This is a genomic window from Myxococcus eversor (genome assembly GCF_010894455.1).
In the GTDB taxonomy this organism is placed as follows: Bacteria; Myxococcota; Myxococcia; order Myxococcales; family Myxococcaceae; genus Myxococcus; species Myxococcus eversor.
The window spans coordinates 17,215-38,615 of record NZ_JAAIXY010000014.1; the positions used below are offsets into that span (position 1 = coordinate 17,215).

Consider the following 21,401-nt stretch of genomic DNA (forward strand, 5'->3'; position numbering starts at 1 on the left):
TTAATGAAGAGGTCCCGTGTTGGATGCCCCCCTCGCCCCACTGCGTCTCGCGCTCGTCGCGGAAGACCCGCTCGCTCGGGGTGCGCTCTCACGGGTGCTCGGCGACCAGGGGAGCGAGCTGCTCACGGTGGCGTCTGGCACCCAGGTCGAGCTGGAGTCCACGCGAGGCGACGCCTTCGACGTGGTGCTCTGGGACACGGGGTTGCGCCTGTCAGAGGCGGAGGCGCGCGTGGAGGCACCGGACCTGGGTGCGCCCGTGCTCGCGCTGGTGGCGGACGAGGCAGCGGGCGAGCTGGCGCTGACAGCGGGTGCGAAGGGATTGCTGTTCCGGGATGTGGCGCCCATGCCGCTCACGGCGGCCCTGCTCGCGGTGGCGCGCGGGCTCGTGGTGTTCGACCCAGGACTCTCGGAGTTGAGAGCGTCCACGAGGTCCACGGCCTTACCCGGAAGCAGTACCCTGGGCCCCGATGCGCTCACGCCCCGCGAGCGGGAAGTGCTCGCCTTGCTGGCGGAGGGCCTGTCGAACAAGGCCATCGCGGACCGGCTCTCCATCAGCGAGCACACAGCCAAGTTCCACGTGAACGCGGTGCTCGGAAAGCTGGGCGTCCAGCGTCGAACCGAAGCCGTCGTCCGCGCCGCGCGAATGGGCCTCGTCACGCTGTAGCCACAGGAGCCCCACCCCACCCCGCGTCCCGGATGCTAGGCTGCGCGTCGTATGGCCAATCAGGATTGGGTGTCGCGCCTGCTCTCCGGGCGCGCGTCGGTGGACAAGGGGCTCAACGTCCACCTCTCCGAGCGTGACGGCGGCAGCCTCCACGACAAGATGCGGCAGGCGTACTGGTGGATCACCAACAACGCCGTCATCTGCCCCTACTACGACATCGAGTTCGGCCAGGCCGCCGCCCTCAAGAGCGCCAGCGGCGACGAGCTCCATCTCCCCGAGGACATGAGCTACAGCTCCTTCGTCCTCATCCCCCTGCTCACCCTCTTCACCTGCCGCCGAGCCCTCCTCATCGGCGGCCCCGGACGCGGAAAAACCACCTCCGCCATCCTCATGGCCCTGCTGTCCGGCATGTCCCGCGAGGACATCCACCGCTCCATCCAGCGCGGCCACCCCCAGCTCTCCATCGCCGACCTGCTCGGCGCGCCCCTCCCCTCCGACATGCTCAAGGCGGAGGACCTCTCCGCCGTCAAGGTGAGCTGGCGCAAGTGGATCACCCAGCGCGTCAAAATCATCGACGAGTACAACCGCATCCCCACCAAGACGCAGTCCGCACTCCTCTCCCTCCTCGCCGAGGGCTACGCGGAGATGATGGACCAGTACGTCTACACCGGCCGCTCGTCCTGGTTCCTCACCGCCAATGACGACCAGGGCGGCGGCACCTTCCAGGTCATCGACGCCCTCAAGGACCGCATCGACGTCGTCGTCCGCGCCGTCCCCTTCAACTCGAACTTCATCGACACCCTCCTCCAGCGCATCGAAGCCGACAAGTCCCCCGAGGAGCTCCTCCCCAAGGACGTCGTCTTCACCCCCGGCGAGTTGGAGCGCGCCTACGCCTCCATCCTCGAAGTCGAAGTGCCACGTCCCGTCCTGGAGCGCGTCGCCTTCTTCCTGGGCCAGCTCGACTTCTGCCGCATGGCCTCGCCCCGCTTCGAGTTCAAGCACAAGGACACCCTCAAGCTCGCGGGCCAGACGGTCGCCGCCGTGTGCAACGAGCAGTGCCCGCTCGACAAGAAGGTGCACCTCTGCACGCAGACGGAGAACGGCGTCAGCGTGCGCGCCTACCAGACCATCCTCCACTACGCGAAGGCGCTCGCCTTCTTCCGGGGCCACGACACCGTGGAGCTGGAGGACTTCCGTCAAATCGCCCCGTGGGTGCTGCACGAGAAGCTCGTCCCCAACACCCGCAGCGCCTTCTTCGAGGTGCGCGGCAACAAGATGCTCCTCCAGGACCGCGTCGCCTGGATTCGGAACATGTTCGACATGGCCATGGGCCACTACGACAAGCACGAGCCCATCCGCCGCAAGGTCGGCGTGCTGCGCACCGAGCTGGACAAGGGCCTGTCCGGCATCGACCTGCGCACCACCGAGAAGCGCCTCACCACCGTCACCGCGCTGATGAACGAGCTGCTCACCAAGCAGGAGCTGTCCGGCCCCATCTACGAGGACCTCATCCACCTGAAGTCCATGTACAGCCGCTACCGGAACTACGCGACGTGGCTGAAGGAAAACCCGGGCGGCCAGCCATGAGCGGCTTCGCGGACGAGCTGGAAGCCAGCGCGAAGGGCCGCTTCGTGCGGTGGGACTCGGACCTGTGGCGCGCGCTGCTCGAAGGGCCCGCGCAGCGGCTCGGAGCGTCCCTGGCCCAGACGGGCGCCTCCACTTCCGAAGCAGAGGAGCTGCTGCGCGCGTACCTGCGCCTGGGCGCCGAGGCCATCGGCCTGGGCTACCTGTATCCGACAACCGCGGGTCGGCAGAACCTCTTCACCCTCGCGTGGACGGACCTGGTCCCCCGCCTGCTCGCCGGAGTCCCCGAGGCCCAGCGCGCCGGAGTGCTCGCGCAGCTGTGGAACGTGGGAGAGAACCTCGAGTCCGCCCCACCGTGGGTGCAGCGCATCTTCTATCGTGTGAGCCAGCGGCTCGGCTCGCTCACCGATATCGAAGAGCGCCTGAGAGAGACCGCCGCGCTCGCGATGGAACCTCCCTCGGTGAAGCTCGGCGACAAGGCCCAGCCCTTCCTCGTGGACCTGTCCCGCGAGGACGGCCGCTTCCTGCCCGGCCCGCTGCACTTCCTCGCGCCCACGGTGCTGTGCGTGCACGACCGTCACCGCCACGCCGTCGCCGGGCGCGAGGCGGCCACGCAGGGCCTGCTCCTGTCGGACACGCCGATTCCCCTCGGCGCCATGGGCTGTCGCGAGACACCCGAGAAGACGCTTCAGCAGAGCCCGCACCTGTCCACGGTGACGTGGAGGGACGCACGCGTGGACTCGTGGTTCGCCACCGTGACGAATGACTGGCGCGCCGCGGGCACGCTGGACACCTCGCAGCACGTCGTGGTGCTCGTGCCCGTATGAGCACGTCGCGCTTCACGCCCGAGCACATCGCGCGGTGCTGGCGGGACGCGCTGGCGCTGTGGGACGTGCAGGTGCGGCTCAGCCCACCGGAGCCCCACGTCCCCTTCCACCCAGACGCGGACCACGCGAACGAGCCGCTCGCGTACATCGACCTCGCGAAGCGTCAGGTGTTCGTCCACTTCGAGCTGCTCGAGTCCATGGGCGCCGCCGACAGTTTGATGGCGGTGCTCGCGCACGAAATCGGCCACCACGCGCGCTTCCCACACACGCTCGGCTGGGACGCGGAGCTGCGCGTCATGGAGCAGCGGCTGCTCCCGGGCCTGAAGCAGTCCCTCACCAACCTCTTCTACGACCTCCAGGTGAACGAGTTCGTGGGCCGCACGCACCCCGAGGACCTGTGCCGGGTGTATCGCGGCTTCCAGCGCACCAAGGGCGGAGGCGAAGTCTCGCCGCTGTTCTTCTTCTACCTCGCCATCTACGAGGAGCTGTGGGGACGCGAGCCTGGAGACCTGGTGCCCTTCGAGGCGCTCGCGCCGATGGAGGAGCGGTTCCCCGGCCTGCGCACGGAGGCGCGCATGTTCGCGCAGACCTTCTATGCGCTGCCGCACCCGCGCCTCCAGTTCCTCTACTTCTGCGCCACCTTCATCCGCTATCTCGGCACGCTCGAGGAGACGACGTACACGCTCCCGCTGGGTGACGACGTGTCGCAGCCGGACGTGGACGACTGGGACTCCGCGCTCCAGAGCGGTGGCCGGTGGGAAGATGCACTGGAGGAGGCTCGCGAGAAGGGCTGGCTCGCCGAGTCCCACGACACGAAGGCGCCGGACGCACTGGACCACATCGACCGCGTCACCCGGCACCTGCCCGGCAAGGGAGGTGGAAAGCTGCGCCGCGCGCTGGTGGCTCGGCATTACAGGCGGCTGGTCGACCAGCACTTGCTGAAGCTCCCGTCCGCGCCGTCGAAGCCGGAGCCGTACCTGCGCACCACTCCCGAGGCGTGGGAGTACGGCGACGACCCGTCCACCATCGACTGGACGTTGACGGTGCTCGCGCAGGGACACCTCGCGGCCGTGTCGCCGCTGCGCCGTGAGCTGGAGGCCGACGTGCCCCCCGCGTCCGAGCTGGATGTGCCCTCGGTGGAGCTGTACCTGGACACCAGCGGCTCGATGCCGAACCCGGACGCGCAGCTCAACACGATGACGCTGGCGGCGCAGGTGCTGTCCGCCTCGGCGCTGCGAAAAAAGGCGAAGGTGCGCGGCATCATCTACTCGCACACCCATCCCAAGGTCTCCCCGTGGATGTACGACGAGGAGACGGCGCGCGAGTTCCTGCTGCACTACATCGGCGGAGGGACGATGTTCCCCTTCGACGTGCTGCGCACGCTGTCCAAGGAGCGACCGGACGCGATGCGCGTCATCATCTCCGACAGCGACTTCCTGTCGAACGTGGCGACGGACGAACACGTGAAGATTCTCGTGGAGGCGACGCGACGCTCTCGCCTGCTCGTCGCCTTGCTGTCCCTGGCGGACGAGCATCATGCGAGGCAGGTGCTGGCGCCCGTGCTGAAGGAGCGCAACTTCCGCCTGGTGGTGGTGAAATGGTTGTCGGACTTCGGCCCCGCCGCCGCGGCCTTGTCCCAGGCTCTGCTGGAGAAGTGATGGCCTTCGACGTCAAGAACATCCAGAAACAGCTCACCGACGTGCCCCTCGTGTCGCCGTATCCGCACGACCTCGCGGTGGCCATCATCTGCGACACCTTCCGCCTCGCGGGAGTGCGTCCTCCGTCGCGAGGGGACTGGGAGGACCTGGAGCGCAGGGCGAAGACACCCGCGCTGTGGCGGGAGCAGGTGGTGATGCTCGCGTACGTGCTGACGTCCTCCACGCTGGGGGCGGAGACGGCGGCGATGCTGAGGAAGAACACCGACTCCGCCACGGTGATGAAGGGCTTCTTCGTGCAGGTGGAGCCGCTGACGGCGGAGATGATTCGCTCCAACGCCTTCCGTCAGGAGGAGTTCCTGCGCAAGTGGGTGCACGCGGTGGACGGGCAGGTGAAGGACGAGTCGACCCGGGAGACCGCCGCGCGACTGAAGCAGCTCGACTACCGCGAGGCGCTCCAGGAGATGCAGCGGGCGGAGGCGGCCCGGCGCAAGGAAGCGGACAAGCGCGCCAAGGACCTCGCGGATGCGGCCCAGCGCGCCGCCGACGCGCGAGGTTGGCGCGAGTGACGTTGGGCCTCCCCTCGGATGCACGCGTGGCGCCTCGCGCGAACATCCGCCGGGACACGGGCACCCAGCGTCCCCATGTCCCGTGGGCGGAGTCCATCGCCGGGGGCCTGTCCCGCTTCGCCGCCCTCCCTGACGAGACAGCGGCCCGCGCGGAGCTGGAGTCGCGACTGGCGGGGCTGCGTGCCGCGCTGCTCGCTTCGCCCTATTACACGCGGCGACTGCGGGACGCGGGGCTGCACCCCGGAGACCTCCAGACGCTCGCGGACCTGAGGCACCTCCCCAAGTTGGAGCGAGGCACGCTGGCGCGACACTGGGACGAGGTGCCCACGCCCCTGTCCCGCGAGGACGAGAGCGTGGTGGTGAGGAGCTCCGGCTCCACGGGCGAGCCGGTGAAGGTGGTGCGAGACAGGCTCGACTGCCTGCACATGTGGGCGGTGCTGCGCTTCTGGCTGGAGCGCGCGCGGGCCGTGTTGCCGCCGAGGCCCCGCGTGGTGCTGCTGGATGCGCTGCCGGGGGGACTCGAGTACTCGGTGCGGCTTCCCATCCTCCATGACGGAGCGCTGCACCGCATCTCCGTGCTGCGAGACGATGCGCGCGAGCGCCTGTGCCGCGTGCGTCCCGCCGTCCTGTTCTCGGACCCGGAGGGGCTGCGCTGGCTCTCCGAGCAGCGCGACCTCCCCGCGCCCGCGCTGATTCTCACCTCCGCGCAGTACCTGCCCCAGGACACGAGGGAGGCCCTGGCGCGCACGGTGCCCGCGCCGCTCTTGAACTACTACGCGACGACGGAGACGGGGCCGCTCGCCTGGGAGTGCCTGGGCGGGCCGGGACGCTTCCATGTCCTCGCGCCCGACGTGTGGCTGGAGCCGGGGCTCGACGAGGTGGTGGTGACGCGGCTTCGTCCCAGCGTGCTGCCCCTGCTGCGCTACCTGCCGGGGGATGCGGGCACGGTGGACAGGGACGCGTGTGCCTGCGGCTTCCACGGCTGGACGTTGGAGCGCTTCGGCGGCCGGGGCGCGTGCCACTTCACGACACCCACGGGCCGGACGGTGGACGCGTGGGCCCTCGCCTGGGTGTTCAAGCACCACGCCCTGCGCGCCTTCCGGCTGACGCAGGTGGAGCGCTCGCGCTTCGAGTTGGAGCTGGCCGGCGCGGAAGCCTCGGAAGTGACGCCGCTGTGTGAGCGCATCGTCGCCGCCCTGCGAAACCTCGGCTGGAGCGAGCCACCGCGACTGGACGTGCGGCACGTGAGCGCGGAGGACCTGGCCACCAGCGCCAAGCCCCTGCCGTTCCGAAGCCGCGTCGCCGCTGCGTAATCTCGAATCCACTCGCCCCTGGCCCCGCCTTCTTCAAGGGCGGCCACGACGAGTACACCGACAACTTCGCCCTCTGCCTGGAGCGCGGCGCGCGCTGCGTCGTCCTGCTCTCCAACAGCGTGAAGGGTCCCCACGGACATGCCCTGGCGCTGGGACTACAACCCGTATCCGCCCACTGCGAAGTGACGCAGCCGGCCGCGCTGCCAGCGTGTGCGAGGGTGCACCGCAATGGTGCACACCGCCCACCCAGATGCTCGAAGCTCCAATGAACTGGCGCCAGGCATTCACAAACAACACGCCTGAAAGACTTCATCGTCAGCGTCAGGGAATGGCGGGTCGGTGGCGCCCCGTCCCACTCGGGGCCGCCGTCCACTCAACAAGTCGGAGCAAGAAGTCGCGCTTTGAACTTCCGAGCGTGTTCCTTCAATCACTTGCATCCGAGAAGAAGGCAGACGACTTCCAAGTCGGACCATCATGCGAGTTCCCCGCCTCGCGCCGTGAGGGTTTCGATTTCGAACGCTCGCGGTGCCACCTCGTCGTGAGGAGGCCACTCGCCTTGCGCACGCCCATCTCGTATCTGGAACCCACCCGTCCGTCGGGGAGCACGCGCTCCCTGTCGACCCCGCTCGAGCAGCGGCTCACGCCGGACCCTCGGAGGGCCTGGAGCTGGCTGCAGAAGTCCTGGTTCGGTCGATATGGCGTGGCCCTGCTCTTCTTCCTCTTCGCGTTGCTGCTGCAACTGGAGCTGTCGGAGCTGATGTCCACCAGCCCCTTCCTCTTCTTCTACGGCGCCGTCATGGTGGCCGGATGGTGGGGAGGGTGGGGACCGGCGCTCCTCGTCACGGCGCTGTCGCTCCTGGCCGTGGACCAGCAGTTCCTCCCGCCGCGCCTGACGCTCCAGATGCGGTCCGCGGACGTGCTGTCCCTGGGCATCTTCTGCCTGCTCGCCATCTTCATCACCAAGCTGAACGTGACGCTCAGCCGGGCCCTGGAGGAGCGCGCCGGACTGCTGGAGCGTGAGCACCGCGCCCGCGCCGCCTCAGAGGCCGCTCGGACGCGCCTGCACACCATCTTCATGCAGGCCCCCGCGCAAATCTTCTTCCTGCGCGGCGCCTCGCACGACTTCGACTTCACCAACGCGCGCAACAGCGCGCTGTTGAAGAACAAGGACACCCTGGGCAAGCCCTTCCAGGACGGCGTGGTGAAGGTGGCGGAAGAGGACGCGCGCGACGTGCTGGACCGCGTCTACGCCACGGGTGAGTCCTTCGTGGGCAACGCCGTGCCGCTGCGCATCCTCCAGGCGGACGGCATGGAGAAGGAGACCTTCCACAACCTGGTGTACCAGCCCACCCGGGACGCGCAGGGCCAGGTGGACGGCATCGCCGGCTTCGGCTTCGACGTGACGGACCTGGTGCATGCGCGTCAACGCGCGGAGGCCCTGGCCACGGAGCTGCGCCAGGCGGAGTTCCGCACCCGCGTCCTCGCCGAGGTGAGCACGGTGCTCGCGTCCTCGCTCGACTACGAGGCGACGATGCGCAACCTGGCCAAGCTGGTGGTGCCCGCGCTCGCCGACTGGTGCTTCGTGGACCTGGCGAAACCGGATGGCAACTTCCACCGATTGGAGGTCGCCCACGCGCGCCCCGAGGACGCGGCCACCGCCGCGGAGGTCCTCAACTTCCAGCTCATGCCGGAGGGCAACCCGCGCCACCCGCCCACCGCGGCGCTCCTGCGCGGCGAGGCGATTCTGCTGGAGGAGATGACGCCCGCGCACATCAAGCGCAGCGCCCACAGCGAGAACCACGCCCGGGTGATGCTGGCCACCGGGCTGCGCTCCTTCATCGCCGTGCCGCTGGTGGTGCGCGGCCACACGCTGGGCGTCTTCAGCTTCTTCACCTCGTTCTCCAACCGGCGCTACACCCAGGCGGACCTCGCCTTCGGGCTGGAGCTGGCGTACCGCGCCGCGCTCTCCATGGAGAACGCGCGCCTGTACCGCGAGGCGCAGGAGGCCATCCGCCTGCGCGACGAGTTCCTCTCCATCGCCAGCCACGAGCTGAAGACGCCGCTGACGCCGCTGAGCCTCAAGCTCCAGGCGCTCGCGCGAGAGCTGGAGCGGCACCCCGACTCCATCCCCTACTCGGTGGTGAAGAACTACGTGGACACGGGCGCGCGGCAGGTGAAGAAGCTGGCGGAGCTCGTGGGAGATTTGCTCGACGTGTCGCGCATCGCCGCGGGCCGGCTGGCGCTGGAGTTGGAGGACGTGGACCTGGGCGCGCTCATCCGCGAGGTGGTGGTGCGCTACGAGCCCCACGCGGCGCGCTCGGGCTCCACGCTGGAGGTGGAGGGCGGCGAGACGGGCCTCGTCGGACGGTGGGACCGGCTCCGGCTGGAGCAGGTGGTCACCAACCTCATCGACAACGCGGTGAAGTACGGCTCGGGCAAGCCCATCCAACTGGTCCTGGAGCAGGGCCCCACCCGCGCGCGTCTCAAGGTAAGGGACCAGGGCATCGGGATTGCTCCCGAGCACCTGCCGCGGCTCTTCGGCCGGTTCGAGCGGGCCGTGTCGGAGCGGCACTACGGCGGCCTGGGCCTGGGCCTCTACATCACCCGGACGCTGGTGGAGGCCATGGGGGGACGGGTGCGCGTGGAGAGCGAGCAGGGCCGAGGCTCCGTCTTCACCGTCGACCTGCCCCGGGAGCGGACGCTTCCTGTTGACGTGTCGGCATCCCAGCCACAGTAAAGGCCCCGCGCGAGAACGGACGCCATGCCGGCGACCGGCGAAAGGGGTGTCGACATGGAGACACGTACGCTTGGGAGGCAGGGCCTCCAGGTGTCCGCCATCGGCCTGGGCTGCATGGGGATGTCGGATTTCTACTCGGGGCGGGACGACGCGGAGTCGGAGGCCACGCTGCTGCACGCGTTGGACAAGGGCATCACCTTCTTCGACACGGCGGACATGTACGGCTCCGGGAGCAACGAGGAGCTGGTGGGCCGGGTGCTCAAGCCCCACCGCGCGAAGGTGGTGCTGGCCACCAAGTTCGGCGTCGTCAGGGACCCGAACAACCCCCAGGCGCGCGGCATCAATGGCAGTCCGGAGTACGTGAAGCGCGCGTGCGAGGCCAGCCTGCGTCGGCTGGGCATGGAGGTCATCGACCTGTACTACCTGCACCGGCTGGACGCGGCGACGCCCATCGAGGACACGGTGGGGGCCATGGCGGACCTGGTGCGCGAGGGCAAGGTGCGGCACCTGGGGCTGTCGGAGGTGGACGCGGACACGCTGCGCCGGGCGTCGAAGGTGCATCCCATCGCCGCGCTCCAGAGTGAGTACTCGCTGTGGAGCCGCGAGCCGGAGGACGGAGTGCTCCAGGCCTGCGGCGAGCTGGGCATCGGCTTCGTGCCGTACAGCCCGCTGGGGCGCGGCTTCCTGACGGGGCAAATCAAGCGCTACGAGGACCTGGCCGCGGACGACTACCGCCGCAACTCGCCGCGCTTCCAGGGGGAGAACTTCACGCGCAACCTGGAGCTGGTGGTGAAGGTGGAGCGGCTGGCGAAGGACAAGGGCTGCACGCCGGCGCAGCTCGCGCTCGCGTGGGTGATGGCGCGCGGCCAGGACGTGGTCCCCATTCCGGGCACCAAGCGGCGCACGTACCTGGATGAGAACCTGGGGGCGCTCGACGTGAAGCTCACGGAGAATGACTTGAAGGACATCGACCTCGTGGCGCCTCCGGGCGTCGCGGTGGGAGAGCGATATCCGGCGGCGATGCAGCGCGTGCTGCCGCAGTCGCGCAAGTAGTCAGCCACGGGCCCGTGGGAGCTGCGCGTGCGGCTGCCACGGGCCACTGGCGCCCAGGCAGTAGCGACAGGTTGCGAGCGGCGTGTCCCGCTCCAGGTGGCCGAGCATCCGCTCCAGCAGCTCCGGGGCGTCGAGGCGCACGCCGTCGACTTCGGCCAGCGCGGGCATCTCAGGGTACGTGGGGCCGAGCACCGTGGCGACGTGGGGTGGCCGGGTGCAGGTGTAGAAGTGGCCCTGGTGGACCAGGTGGCAGCGGACCTTGAGCCAGCACTTCGCGTGGACGTCGCGGACCTGCGCGTCCGTGGCGAGGGGCGCGTCGGGGGTGAGCTGCTGGAAGGCGTCGATGTGCTTCACGGTGAGGTGGACGCCGTGCCGCTCGCAGCGCTCGGTGATGCGGGCGAGCGACTTCTCCGGCAGGAGCGCGGAGGAGTAGACGGACAGGGTCATCCGGTCCAGGCGCTCGTAGACGGCGTCGGGTGCGCTCTGGGCGAGGAAGCCGTTGGTGGTGACGGAGAGCTGCTCGGAGATGCCGGAGGCGCGGACGGCGTCGAGCACGCTGGCGAGGTCGGGGTGGAGGAAGGGCTCGCCGCCGGTGAGCTTGAAGATGTTGGGCTTGAGCACGCGCGCGAGCCGGGTGAGGTCCGCGCCGAGCACGGAGGGCTCCACGGCCCAGGCGGGCAGGTGGGGCGACAGGGGGCAACACTGCACGCAGCGCAGGTTGCAGTGGGTGACGACGTGCGTCTCCAGGGACCAGGTGAGGATTCGGCCGTCGTGCAGCTCGTAACGCACGGAGGGACTATAGCGGGGTTGCCGGGGGCCCCCGGGGCTTGCGACAGTCCCCGCGTGTCCGACGCCCCCGGCGACCCGAGCGGCCCGCTCGCCGTCCTGCCCTCCTACCAGCCGACAGCCGGGCCACGGACGGGTGCTCCCGTGGAGTCGGTGTGGCGCATGGCGCCGACCCAGGGCCTGGAGCCCGCGTCTGTCGCGGCGTTCCTGCTGCATATCCTGCCGTCGCCCCGGAGCCTCTTTCGAGATGTGAGCCGCATCGCACCGCTCCTGCCTCGCGTGCACCGCGAGTCGATGCCGTTGAGTTCGGACGAAGAAGAGGACGAGTCGCGAGCGCGTGCGCTCCTGGCCGCGTGCTCGGACGCCGTGGGCGCGCGGGTGGGCTCGGGGGCAAGGGATGTGAGCCTGAGTGGCGGCGTGGACAGCGCGGTGCTGTGCATGCTGGCGGCCCGACATGCGGAGGGCCGGGTTCGGGCGTGGAGCATGGACGTCCACTTCGCTGACGAGGTGGAGCGCCGCAACGCCAGGACAGTGGCCCGGCTCGCGGGAGCGGAGCGAGTGGACGTTCCGATTCCGGATGCCCTGCTGCCGGACCTGTTCGAGCCCGCCGTCCTGGCCAACGAGAGCGCCATCCTCAATGCCCGGGCCGTGGCGAGCTTCGCGTTCTATGCGGAGGCGAAGAGGCTTGGGGCCTCGGTGATGCTCAGCGGTGCTGGCGCGGATGAAGTGTTGATGGGGAATCCCGAGGCACGTGATTCGGCACTCGCACGCATCGAGGAGGACCGACGACTCGCACGCACGGTGCTGCGCTCCGCTGTGGACAACTTGGGGAGGACTCCGGACGGGCCCTGGTCCCAGGAGGACGGCCCGGAGGTCTCCGAAGAGGTCCGCTACGCGGCGTGGGTGCTGCGCGAGTTGGTGCTGCCTCCGGAGCTGAGGGGCGCGCGGGCGCATGGACTCACCGTGCACACGCCCTATCTCGACTCGCGCTTCGCCGATGTGGCGCTCGCGCTGCCCGAGTCCTCCCTCTCGCGCGATGGAGTGGGCAAGTGGCTCTTCCGATACGCGGTGCGCGGACTGGTCCCCGATGAGGTCCGGCTGGCGCGCAAGACGCCACGCTATGGGCACACGGCGCTCTCCAGTCCCGTGCGTGCGCGCTGGCTGGAGCTGTATCGAGCGTGGCTGTCGGCCGCTCGACTGGAGCCGCTGGAGGTCATCGACCCCAAGGCGGTGCTCACGCTCCTGGAGCGCTACACGCGAATGGAGCCCGAGGCTCCGGAGGCGGGTGGCGTGGATCGCCTGTTGATGCGGCTGTGCTCCCTCGCCATGCTCCACGCGCACGCAGTGCACGGTTCCCCATGTCCCGAATCCTGATTGCGACCTCGCCCGAGAAGGGCCACATCAACCCGATGATGGGCGTCGCGCAGTGGCTGCGCCGCCTGGGCCACACCGTGGGTTGGCTCTGCATCCCCGAGCCCGCGCCACAGCTCGCGACGCTCGGAGTGGAGGTGCTGCACCTGCCCCACTCCGCGAGAGAGGCCCCCTCCATCGAAACCGGTGGCGAAGCCCTCGCCCGTCTGGTGCGCGACGAGGTGGCGCTGGGGAAGTGGATTCGGGGTCTGTTGCTGGATGCGGTGCCCACGCTCATCGAGCCCGTGCGCGAGGTGGTGCGTCGCTTCCGTCCGGACGTCATGGCGCTGGATGGGATGCAGTACGCGGCGGTGCTGGCCGCGCATCAGGAGCGGATACCGTGGGCGGGCGTGTCCTCGGCGCTCTCGTTGCTGGAGCCCATGGAGGACTACGGGCTGCGCCGCAACGTGCGAGCCCTGGCGAAGGAGCGCGCTGAGCTGTTCGCCCGACACGGCTTCGAGGCGAGCTTCCGCAACTGCGAGGCCCTCTCGCCCCTGCTCAACATCCTCTTCGCCACGGAGGCGTTCCTCGGCTCCGACGTGGACCTTCCGCCCGCCGGGCGATTGGTGGGCCCGTCGATTCCGCCCGAGCCCCGGGGCGACGAAGTGGACTTCCCGTGGGAGCGATTGGGCTCGAAGCCCGTGGTGTACGTGTCCTTCGGCAGCCAGATTTCGTGGCAGCCCACGGTGTTCCGCACCATCGCGGAGGCCGCCGCGCCCCTGGGTGTCACGGTGGTGTTGAGCGCGGGCGAGCTGGCGGACACGGAGTTCTCGCGCTCGCTGCCCGGGGACGTGGTGGCGGTACCCTACACGCCGCAACGCCAGCTCCTTCCGCGAGCGTCTGCCTTTGTCTCGCACGGTGGCGCCAATTCCGTGATGGAGGCGCTGACGGCGGGCGTGCCGCTGTTGCTGCTGCCTGTTTGCAATGACCAGCCCATCCAGGCGCACTTCCTCCGCGCATCGGGAGCGGGGCTCACGCTGGAGCTGGACACGCTGACGGTGGAGGACTGCCGCGCCGCGCTTCGCCAGCTTCTGGAGCCGGGCACACCGCTGCGCGCGAAGGTGGCCGCCATCTCGGAGTCGTATCAATCCCGAGACGGCGCGAAGGATGCGGCGGAGCGAATCGCGGGCCTCGTCGAGTGAGCGAGCTGTCGCGAGCGTGGACGGCCCGCCGTCACCATGCGACCGGTGTGACACCGCTGGAGGTGTGGAATCTCCCGGTGTTCGAACGGGAGCTATGGGAGTTGCTCGGAGCGCCACGAGTGGAGGCGGACCGACGCGCGGGAGTGCCCGAGGCCCAGCTCGCGGAGCAATTGTTTCCAGCGCTCACGAGCGCCCTCGAACAACTGGTGCACCGGCATGCCGTGGACGCGGTGTGGCTGAGTGGAGGACTGGCCGGCCTGGAGGGCTTCGAGGTCGGGGTGGCGAAGGCGACTTCCAAGCTCGGGTGCCCCGTCTATGTGTCGGAGTCACCGCGCTTCGCGCCCGTGCACGCGGGCCTCGGGTTGGTGGAGGCGCGAACGCCGCTGGTGCTCGACGTGGGCCAGACGAGCATCAAGTGCGCGAGCCCGGGAGCCCAGCATGTCTTCGAGAGGGACCTCAACCAACTGCCCCGCCTCTTCATCGGAATGCCGCGTCCCACGGATGGGCACCACATTGTCGTGGCGGTGCGCTTCATCGCCAACGCGCTGCGGACCTGTGCACGAGACCTCGGTGACCTGACGGTAGAGGGCCTGTGTCTCGCGCTTCCCTGTCCCCTGGATGAGGCCCTCGTTCCAGGAGGCTGCACGTATGGGTGGGAAGGTCACGCATCACTGGTGGCCGACATCCTGGAGGAAGCAGCCCTGCCAGGTGGTGGCACGGTGCTCGTGCTCAACGACGCGGAACTCGCAGCAGAGGCGGCGCGCATGGAGCTCCGAAAGCACAAGCACCGTCGCATCCTCTGCCTCACGCTGGGCTTCGGCCCGGGAGGAGCACTGCTCATTACTTCCACATCACCTGGCAAGTAGGACGTCCGCTCGGTGACCTGGTTCTGATAGCTTTCGCGGCCCATGCGAATCCCTCACGCGCTCTGGCTTTCGCTGTTCGCCGCGTCCTGGCTGGGCTGCTCCACTGCCAGCAAGCCGCCCATCCAGCAGGCCTGGGAAGAGGCGGAGCAGGAATGCGACGACCCTGGGAAAGACCAGTGCGTCACCCTCTTCTGCCTGGAAGACACCTGTGGCTTCTACCGCTGCGAGGACACGCCGGTAGAAGTCGAGCTGGCGCGCTTCCCTCCCTCGCGTCCTCCCGCGGCAGCAGCGGCGCCGGGCAGCGGCCCTCGGAGGAACTGGGGCGGACCGCAGAAACTGCCTCCGGGCTCCATCATGACGTTCCCCAACTGGAACGGCGCCCCGACAGCAGGCATCCCTCCGTCACGGCAGCTCACGCCAGGGCGTTGGGAGAAGCATCATATCTTCCCTCAGTCAAAGGACCTGGCGGAGTGGTTCGCGCGCCAGCAAGTGAAGATCCACAACTACACCATGCCCATCCCGCTCTCCATTCATCGAAGGATTCATGACGGAACCCCGCGTGGAGGCGCCTGGAACGATGCATGGCGGGAGTACATGATTGCCAAACCGTTCGCCTCTCCGGAAGAGATTTTCAGGCACGCGGGAGAGTTGATTCATCGATTCGAACTCTTGGGCGGTCCGATCCAGCCCTACCATTCTCGTCCAGGAGCGTAGGCACGAATGAGTCGTTTCTATTGGGTCAATGAAGACAAGACCACCAGGGCCAAGCACGGGGGCTACCTCGACGCGGCGCACACGTGGGGGCTTCCCGGAATACGGTGTCACGCGTGCGGAGCCGCCTGGAGTGCCGTAGCCCACGACTTCCCCTCGCTTGACCTCTCGCAGCTTCCAGCAAATCGTGAGTTCCTCAAGCCAAGAGCCGAACCCTTCCCCGAGTTCGTGCGCCTTCGCGAATTGGTCCGGCCCCTCGTGCCGTCCCATGTCGAGCTGCCGCCTGGAACGAGCTTCGGTCCATTGAAGGGAAGCGCCGTTGGTGAGTTCGGGCCCATGGCCTGGCTGGGACCCAGACTTCTTCTGCGCCCTGACGTGCTGGAGCGCCTGCAAGCAGAAGGAGTGCGCGGAGTGATGGGCTGTCGCACGGAGCTGCGATTCCGCAAGAAGAACCCACCGGAGCTGCTGGAACTTCAGATCGAACCGCGCGGTCGGTTTCATCCAGACTGCATTCCCTCGGATGTTCCCCCGCCGTGCACAACCTGTGGCAGGCACGGCTTCGGACGCCCCGACGAACCCATCCTCGACGCAGCTTCGCTCCCTCAGGACCTCGACCTCTTCCGCGTGGGCAACTTCGCCACGATGATCATCGGCACCGAGCAGTTCATGGACGCCGTACATCGCCTCGGATTCGAAGGCATGACCTTCCGCGAGCTGCCGACACGCTGACCCTCATCCGTCCGGCCACGTGGATTTGCGCAGGAACCGGTCCTCGGGTGTGGCTTGTCACGAGCAGGGCTGGAGAAAGGAAGCATCCAGATGCGTCATGAGCCGGCGGGAAGATGGCTGTGCCTGTTGGGGCTGGTCCTGGCCTGTGGGCCGGGCATCGATGAACGGGACTCGCCGCCCGGGTACCTCCTTCGGGCGCCCCACACAGTCGTCGCGATGCCCATCGCCAACAACGGCGCGGACCCGGAGTTTGAGCTCATCATCCTGGGCATCGACTTCATCCCCGCCACCGCCGTGTACGTCCGACAGGTCGCCGTTCCGACCGAGTTCGTGAGCAGCACGGAGCTGCGGGCGCAACTGGACTCCGACCTCGTGGAAGGCCTTGCGACCTTCCCACTCGAACTCCGCGTGGCGCCCGGCACCCCACCCTTCTTCCAGGGCGCGACGTCTCCCACCTACACAGTGACGATGCCGGTCCGGTAGCACGCGAAAGGACTCCTTCCAGATGCGCCAGGATGTGACGCGAGGATGGCTGTGTCTGCTGTGGCTCCTCTGTGCCTGCGGACCGGGCCTCGATCTCCCTGTGCCCAGCCCTGAATCGGACGCGGGGACCCCGCCCGAGGAGGTGGCGCTCCCCTCCGTCACCCTGGGAGAGGTGGCCGTGACGGACGTGGAGGGCTCCGAGCTGAGCATGCGGGTGCTCGGCGCCGCCTTCTCCCCGTTCAGCATCGTGTTCGTGAACGGCCAGGCCATGACGACCCAGTTCGTGAACGCCACCGAGCTGAGGGCCCTGGTTCCGTCCTGGTACGCCACCGCCACACCGGAGCTCTTCTTCGAGGTGCGAATCTACCGGGGCGACCCCACCTACAAAGGAGGCGCCAGGTCCGCCCGCGTCCCGTTCACCCTGCCCGCTCCCGAGCTGACCTCCGTGACTCCAGACTCCCTCGACTCGGAGCCCGCGGAGGCCGTTCAAATCACCGTCACGGGGAAGAACCTCGTGAAGGGCAGCCACGCCATCTTCCGCGACCAGGCCTATCCGTTGACGGTGACGAGCCTCCACGCAGGAAGCTTCTTTCTTCCACCGTCGGCCCTGAAAGCCCAGGCGGAGCGGGACGCTCTCGTCATCGAAGTCACGCGCCCACGCTCCGCGCGCTCACAGCCACTCCCCTTGACGTTGACGAGCCCCGTCCCGGAAATCACGGGCGTGTGGCCACCCACGCTGAACGCCGTCGACCTGCACCATGGCAATGCGGGCAGCGCCTCCGTCGACCGCATCATCGTCAGCGGGCTCCAGATGCGAGCCAATACGGTGGTGACGTGGAATGGCATCCCCCTGCACACCGAGGCATACGACAACAGGAACCGGGTCCATGCGACCATTCCCCGCACCGCTCGAGTACAGGCCGGCACCGTCCAGGTGGCGCTGGAGACTCCCGGCCCCGACGGAGGAAAAGCGTCCTCCCGCCATCCGCTTCGCGTGAAGTCCGAGCCCGTGCTGCATACCGTGGCACCGGCCTGGGTCCTCGCGGGCTCGGGGGAGGTCAGGTTCCAGCTCCGGGGCGAAGGAATGGGACAGGGGCTCCACGGGCAGCAGGTCGTCCACTGGAACGGCCACCGCCTGGAGCACTTCTTCGGTCCGGACTCACTGGGGATTTGGGAGTTCATCGTCCCCGCCGCCCTGCTGACCCAGTCCGGCACCCTCCCCGTGACGGTGACGCGCACGTTCGACGGCGCGGTGTCGGCGCCGCTCTTCGTCCAGGTGCTCGCCCAGGCCCCCGCGCCCATCGCCCGCTCTCTGCTGCCTTCGGTGTTGTCCGTCGGAGATGCGCCGGGCCCTCTCTTCGTCGATGGCGCCGGCTTCACCTCCCAGTCCGTCATCCTGCTGGACGGACAGGCACGCACCACCCGCCTTCACAGCCCGTCGCGACTGTCCACCCCGCTCCAGGCCGAGGACCTGACGACGAAGGGCATGCGCACCGTCACCGTGAGCACGCCCGCGCCAGGAGGAGGCACCAGCCTGCCTTTGCTGCTCGCGGTGCATGAGGAGCGGCCCAGGCCCGTCATCGACGAGGTCTTGAGCGACGTCGGGTTCCCCTATGCCCTCGCCGGGGCTGGCGTCCTGCGTCTGCGCGTCGAGGGCCTGGGCTTCAGCCCCCTCTCGGTTGTCCGATGGAATGGTCAACCGCTTCCCACCCGGTGGACGTGCGAGGCCTGGGGCGGCTGCACGGCGGGCCATGGCGAGCGGGCCACCCTGTCGGTGGAGGTCCCCGCCGACCAGGTGGCGCAACCCGGCGTCGGTCGGGTGACGGTGGTCAACCCGGGCCCTGGAGGCGGAGAGAGCGCGGAGGCGTTCTTCGTCCTCTCCGCGATGGGACAGCCCACGCTGCATCTGAGCCCTTCCTTGGTGGATGTGGGGATGCGTGACGACTTCAGGCGCCAGGTGCTCATCTGGGCGCGGGACTTCGGGACCAGCGCCCGGACCTTGGTCCTCTTCGTGAATGGCGAGGAGCGTGGGTTCAGCGGCGAGCCGAGCCTGCGCCTGAGCGACGAAGAGGTGTCGACTCCACGGGTCTACGAGATACGGACCCTCATCCAGGGCCATGGCATGAGTGCCCCCGCCCATCTGCGAATCCAGGGCGCCCTCCCACCGCACCTTCGGACGGTGGCACCGGGTGTCGTCTCCCAGGGAGAGTGGTCCGCCACGGAGAAGCGACCCCTCGTCGTGTCGGGCGGGAACTTCTTCTGGCCCCACAGCGACTCGCAGAGGACCTCGCGCACCACCCTGGACTGGGGAGACCAGTCGCAATCCCTCTCATATCTTGGGCCAGCGTGGCTGGTGGGCCAGGAGCTGGAGCAGGTGGGAATCCGCTCGCTGACGGTGTCACGCGCCGCGGAAGGCGGTGGCGTGTCGCTGCCCGCGCTGCTCAACGTGGTCTCCGAGCGACCCGTGCCGCTGTTGACCCAGGTGGAGCCCATGAGCGTCCCGATGGGGGCGCCCGCGTTGCTGCTCCGAATCAAGGGGCAGGGCATCCACTCCGCCACGGTGTTGCGATGGAAGGACTTCCGTTCGAGCCTCAAGCCCGTGTTCATCTCGAACCCGGAGCCGGCGCACTACGAGGTGCTCCTCCCCGCCGAAGCGCTCGCGGAACCCGGAGGCGTGGACGTCACGCTGGAGACACCCGGGCCTGGCGGAGGGCTCTCTCCTCCCATCCGCGTCGTCGTCGAGGAGTAGTCCCAGGAGCCCCCCGAAAGGAGGGGTGACCTACCCGAACGGGCAGGTGAGCACCCTGCCCGGTTCGCCGATGTGGCGCGCCTTCGAGGCTTTTACCTTCCACCTCGAAAGGAACACGCCATGTCCACCGACTTTCTCCCCGCCCTCTCCCAATCTCTCGCCTCCATCGTGGAGCGCGCCTCACCGAGCGTCGTCCGGGTGGATGCTCGACGCCGTCGCGGCGCCACCGGCCTCGTCTGGAGCGCCGAGGGCCTCGTCGTCACCACCAGCCACGCCGTCGAACACGAGGGCCACCTCCAGGTAGGCCTGTCCGACGGTCGCACCGTGTCCGCGGAGCTCATCGGCCGCGACGCCAGCACGGACGTGGCCCTGCTCAAAATCGATGCAACGAACCTCACCCCGCTCGCGCTCGCGCCCCTCGACGGCGTGAAGGTGGGCAACCTCGTCGTCACGGTGGCGCGGCCGGGGCGCACGGCGCGCGCCACGCTCGGCATGGTGAGCACGCATGGCGAGGGCTGGCGCACCCACGCGGGCGGACGCGTGGACCGCTACCTCGAGACGGACGCGGACCTGCCGCCCGGCTTCTCCGGAGGCGCGCTGGTGGACGTGGAGGGCCGCTTCGTCGGGCTGCTCACCGCGGCCTTCTCTCGCACCTCGGCGGTGGTCATTCCGCACGACACGCTGACGCGGGTGACGGCGTCGCTGCGCGAGCACGGAGGCATCCGTCGAGGCTACCTGGGCGTCGGGGCGTACCCCGTGAAGCTGCCCCAGCACCAGTGGGCTTCAGCCGGCGCGGAGGCGGGACTCATCTTCCTCTCGGTGGACCCGGACGGACCGGCGCACCGGGCGGGACTGCTGCTCGGCGACGTGCTGATGAGCCTGGGTGGCCAGTCGCTGCACGGCGTGGAGGACCTGCTCGGCTACCTGGGGGACGAGAAGGTGGGCACCGCCGTCCCGGCGCGCGTGCTGCGAGCCGGCGAGGTGCGCGAAGTGCCCATCACCATCGGAAAGCGCTCGTGAGGAGAGAGGTGACGCGATGAAGCTGCTGCAACAGTTCTCGGATGACCTGGAGACGCTCGCGTCGCGCGCCTCGCCCGCGGTGGTGGGCGTGGAGCACGCACGGGGCCATGGCACGGGCCTCTTCCTCACGCCGGATGGTTATGTCCTCACCAACCGCCACGTCGTCATGCGGGGCTCTCGCAAGCTGACGGTGCAGTTGTCCAACGGCGAGGAGTTGCGTGGCTCGCTGGTGGGCGGCGACGCGCCCACGGACCTCGCGGTGGTGCGCGCGGAGGGAGGCGACTTCCCGACGCTGCCGCTGGCCGCGCCGGAGACGGTGCGAGTGGGTCAGCTCGTCATGGCGATTGGCAATCCCTTCCGGCTGGAGCAGTCGGTGGCGCTCGGCGTGGTGAGCGCCGTCAACCGCAGCGTCACACTGCCCGACGGCGTCATCCTGGAGGGCATGCTCCAGACGGACGCGGCCATCAACCCGGGCAACTCCGGAGGGCCGCTCATCAACACGCGTGGCGAGGTGGTGGGGCTCAACACGCTGGTGTTGCCCTATGCGCAGGGCATCGGCTTCGCGGTGAGCGCGACCACGGCGGCGTGGGTGGCCAGCCTGCTCATCCAGAGGGGAAAGGTGGAGCGGCGATTCCTCGGCATCGCGGCGGTGGCGGTGAACCTGGCCTCGGAGCATGCGCGCGACACGGGACAACCCCGAGCGGTGCGCATCCTGAAGGTGCAGGACGGCACACCGGCGGACGACGCGGGGCTCCAGCCGGAGGACCTGCTGCTGGCCATCAACCGTCGAGCCGTCGGCAGCGTGGATGACCTCCAGCGATTGATGGCCCTGGCCACCGACGAAGAGGTGTCACTGGACGTGCTGCGCAAGGGACGGCGCAAGCAGGTCTCCGCGCGCACACGGCCGCGCATCGAGCCCGTGGCGGCATGAGCACAATGTGGCTCCGGGTGCACGCGGCCCGGAGCCACGGACGCGCTGTCAGTTCGACCCTGGCCCGAGTGCACTCATGACGGAGTGTCCGGGGTTCACGGCGCCGCGGATTCTCTCTCGCCGGGCGGGGGCGTTCGAGCCGACGCTCGTCTCCTGAACCGGGCCTGAGAGC

18 protein-coding genes are annotated in these 21,401 nt (G+C 68.9%); 17 read left to right on the plus strand and 1 reads right to left on the minus strand.

The window, feature by feature from the left end:
• Positions 1-16: 16 nt before the first annotated feature.
• The 8 genes from G4D83_RS26450 (at position 17) to G4D83_RS26485 (ending at position 10,402) form a co-directional block, all read left to right on the plus strand.
• Positions 17-664 (plus strand): response regulator transcription factor, encoded by a 648-nt coding sequence (locus G4D83_RS26450; RefSeq protein ID WP_163867619.1) that lies wholly within the window; start codon positions 17-19, stop codon positions 662-664.
• A gap of 51 nt (positions 665-715) precedes the next feature.
• Positions 716-2,251: a MoxR family ATPase gene (locus G4D83_RS26455; RefSeq protein WP_163867620.1), complete on the plus strand. Its 1,536-nt coding sequence runs from the start codon at positions 716-718 to the stop codon at positions 2,249-2,251.
• Entirely contained in the window at positions 2,248-3,075 is an 828-nt protein-coding gene (locus tag G4D83_RS26460; RefSeq protein WP_205522715.1) for a hypothetical protein, read from the plus strand. Before G4D83_RS26455 ends, G4D83_RS26460 begins: the two co-directional genes overlap by 4 nt.
• The gene (locus G4D83_RS26465) at positions 3,072-4,733 is read left to right on the plus strand and encodes a M48 family metalloprotease (RefSeq protein ID WP_163867622.1); all 1,662 of its coding nucleotides are present in this window, start codon (positions 3,072-3,074) and stop codon (positions 4,731-4,733) included. The genes G4D83_RS26460 and G4D83_RS26465 overlap by 4 nt, the downstream gene beginning before the upstream one ends.
• On the plus strand, positions 4,733-5,299 hold the full coding sequence (locus tag G4D83_RS26470) for a hypothetical protein (protein WP_163867623.1): 567 nt from the start codon (positions 4,733-4,735) through the stop codon (positions 5,297-5,299). The genes G4D83_RS26465 and G4D83_RS26470 overlap by 1 nt, the downstream gene beginning before the upstream one ends.
• Positions 5,296-6,612 (plus strand): phenylacetate--CoA ligase family protein, encoded by a 1,317-nt coding sequence (locus G4D83_RS26475; protein ID WP_240356609.1) that lies wholly within the window; start codon positions 5,296-5,298, stop codon positions 6,610-6,612. Before G4D83_RS26470 ends, G4D83_RS26475 begins: the two co-directional genes overlap by 4 nt.
• A gap of 556 nt (positions 6,613-7,168) precedes the next feature.
• Positions 7,169-9,349 carry a sensor histidine kinase gene (locus G4D83_RS26480; RefSeq protein WP_240356610.1) on the plus strand — a complete coding sequence of 727 codons (2,181 nt, stop codon included), beginning with the start codon at positions 7,169-7,171 and terminating at the stop codon, positions 9,347-9,349.
• Positions 9,350-9,403: 54 nt separating this feature from the next.
• Positions 9,404-10,402, plus strand: coding sequence for an aldo/keto reductase (locus G4D83_RS26485; RefSeq protein ID WP_163867626.1), 999 nt, complete (start codon positions 9,404-9,406; stop codon positions 10,400-10,402).
• Here the strand turns inward: G4D83_RS26485 and G4D83_RS26490 are convergent, their stop codons facing one another.
• Entirely contained in the window at positions 10,403-11,191 is a 789-nt protein-coding gene (locus tag G4D83_RS26490; RefSeq protein WP_163867627.1) for a GTP 3',8-cyclase MoaA family protein, read from the minus strand.
• A gap of 159 nt (positions 11,192-11,350) precedes the next feature.
• On the opposite strand from G4D83_RS26490, the gene G4D83_RS26495 reads away from it, so the two are divergent.
• From G4D83_RS26495 to G4D83_RS26535, 9 genes are all read left to right on the plus strand, one after another.
• The gene (locus G4D83_RS26495) at positions 11,351-12,562 is read left to right on the plus strand and encodes an asparagine synthase-related protein (RefSeq protein WP_163867628.1); all 1,212 of its coding nucleotides are present in this window, start codon (positions 11,351-11,353) and stop codon (positions 12,560-12,562) included.
• Entirely contained in the window at positions 12,547-13,740 is a 1,194-nt protein-coding gene (locus tag G4D83_RS26500; RefSeq protein ID WP_163867629.1) for a glycosyltransferase, read from the plus strand. Before G4D83_RS26495 ends, G4D83_RS26500 begins: the two co-directional genes overlap by 16 nt.
• Before the next feature lie 77 nt (positions 13,741-13,817).
• The gene (locus G4D83_RS26505) at positions 13,818-14,606 is read left to right on the plus strand and encodes an ROK family protein (protein WP_240356612.1); all 789 of its coding nucleotides are present in this window, start codon (positions 13,818-13,820) and stop codon (positions 14,604-14,606) included.
• A gap of 42 nt (positions 14,607-14,648) precedes the next feature.
• Complete coding sequence (gene sitA6, locus G4D83_RS26510) at positions 14,649-15,320, plus strand: SitA6 family polymorphic toxin lipoprotein (protein ID WP_163867631.1); 672 nt, start codon at positions 14,649-14,651, stop codon at positions 15,318-15,320.
• A gap of 6 nt (positions 15,321-15,326) precedes the next feature.
• A complete protein-coding gene (gene sitI6 / locus G4D83_RS26515) occupies positions 15,327-16,046 on the plus strand; it encodes a SitI6 family double-CXXCG motif immunity protein (protein WP_163867632.1) in 720 nt (239 codons plus the stop codon).
• A 90-nt stretch (positions 16,047-16,136) separates the two neighbouring features.
• On the plus strand, positions 16,137-16,529 hold the full coding sequence (locus tag G4D83_RS26520) for a hypothetical protein (RefSeq protein ID WP_163867633.1): 393 nt from the start codon (positions 16,137-16,139) through the stop codon (positions 16,527-16,529).
• Between the two features lie 100 nt (positions 16,530-16,629).
• Positions 16,630-19,278: a hypothetical protein gene (locus tag G4D83_RS26525; RefSeq protein ID WP_163867634.1), complete on the plus strand. Its 2,649-nt coding sequence runs from the start codon at positions 16,630-16,632 to the stop codon at positions 19,276-19,278.
• Positions 19,279-19,398: 120 nt separating this feature from the next.
• Positions 19,399-20,298, plus strand: a complete 900-nt coding sequence (locus G4D83_RS26530; protein ID WP_205522716.1) for a S1C family serine protease — start codon at positions 19,399-19,401, stop codon at positions 20,296-20,298.
• A 16-nt stretch (positions 20,299-20,314) separates the two neighbouring features.
• Positions 20,315-21,229, plus strand: a complete 915-nt coding sequence (locus G4D83_RS26535) for a S1C family serine protease (RefSeq protein ID WP_163867636.1) — start codon at positions 20,315-20,317, stop codon at positions 21,227-21,229.
• Positions 21,230-21,401: the final 172 nt, after the last annotated feature.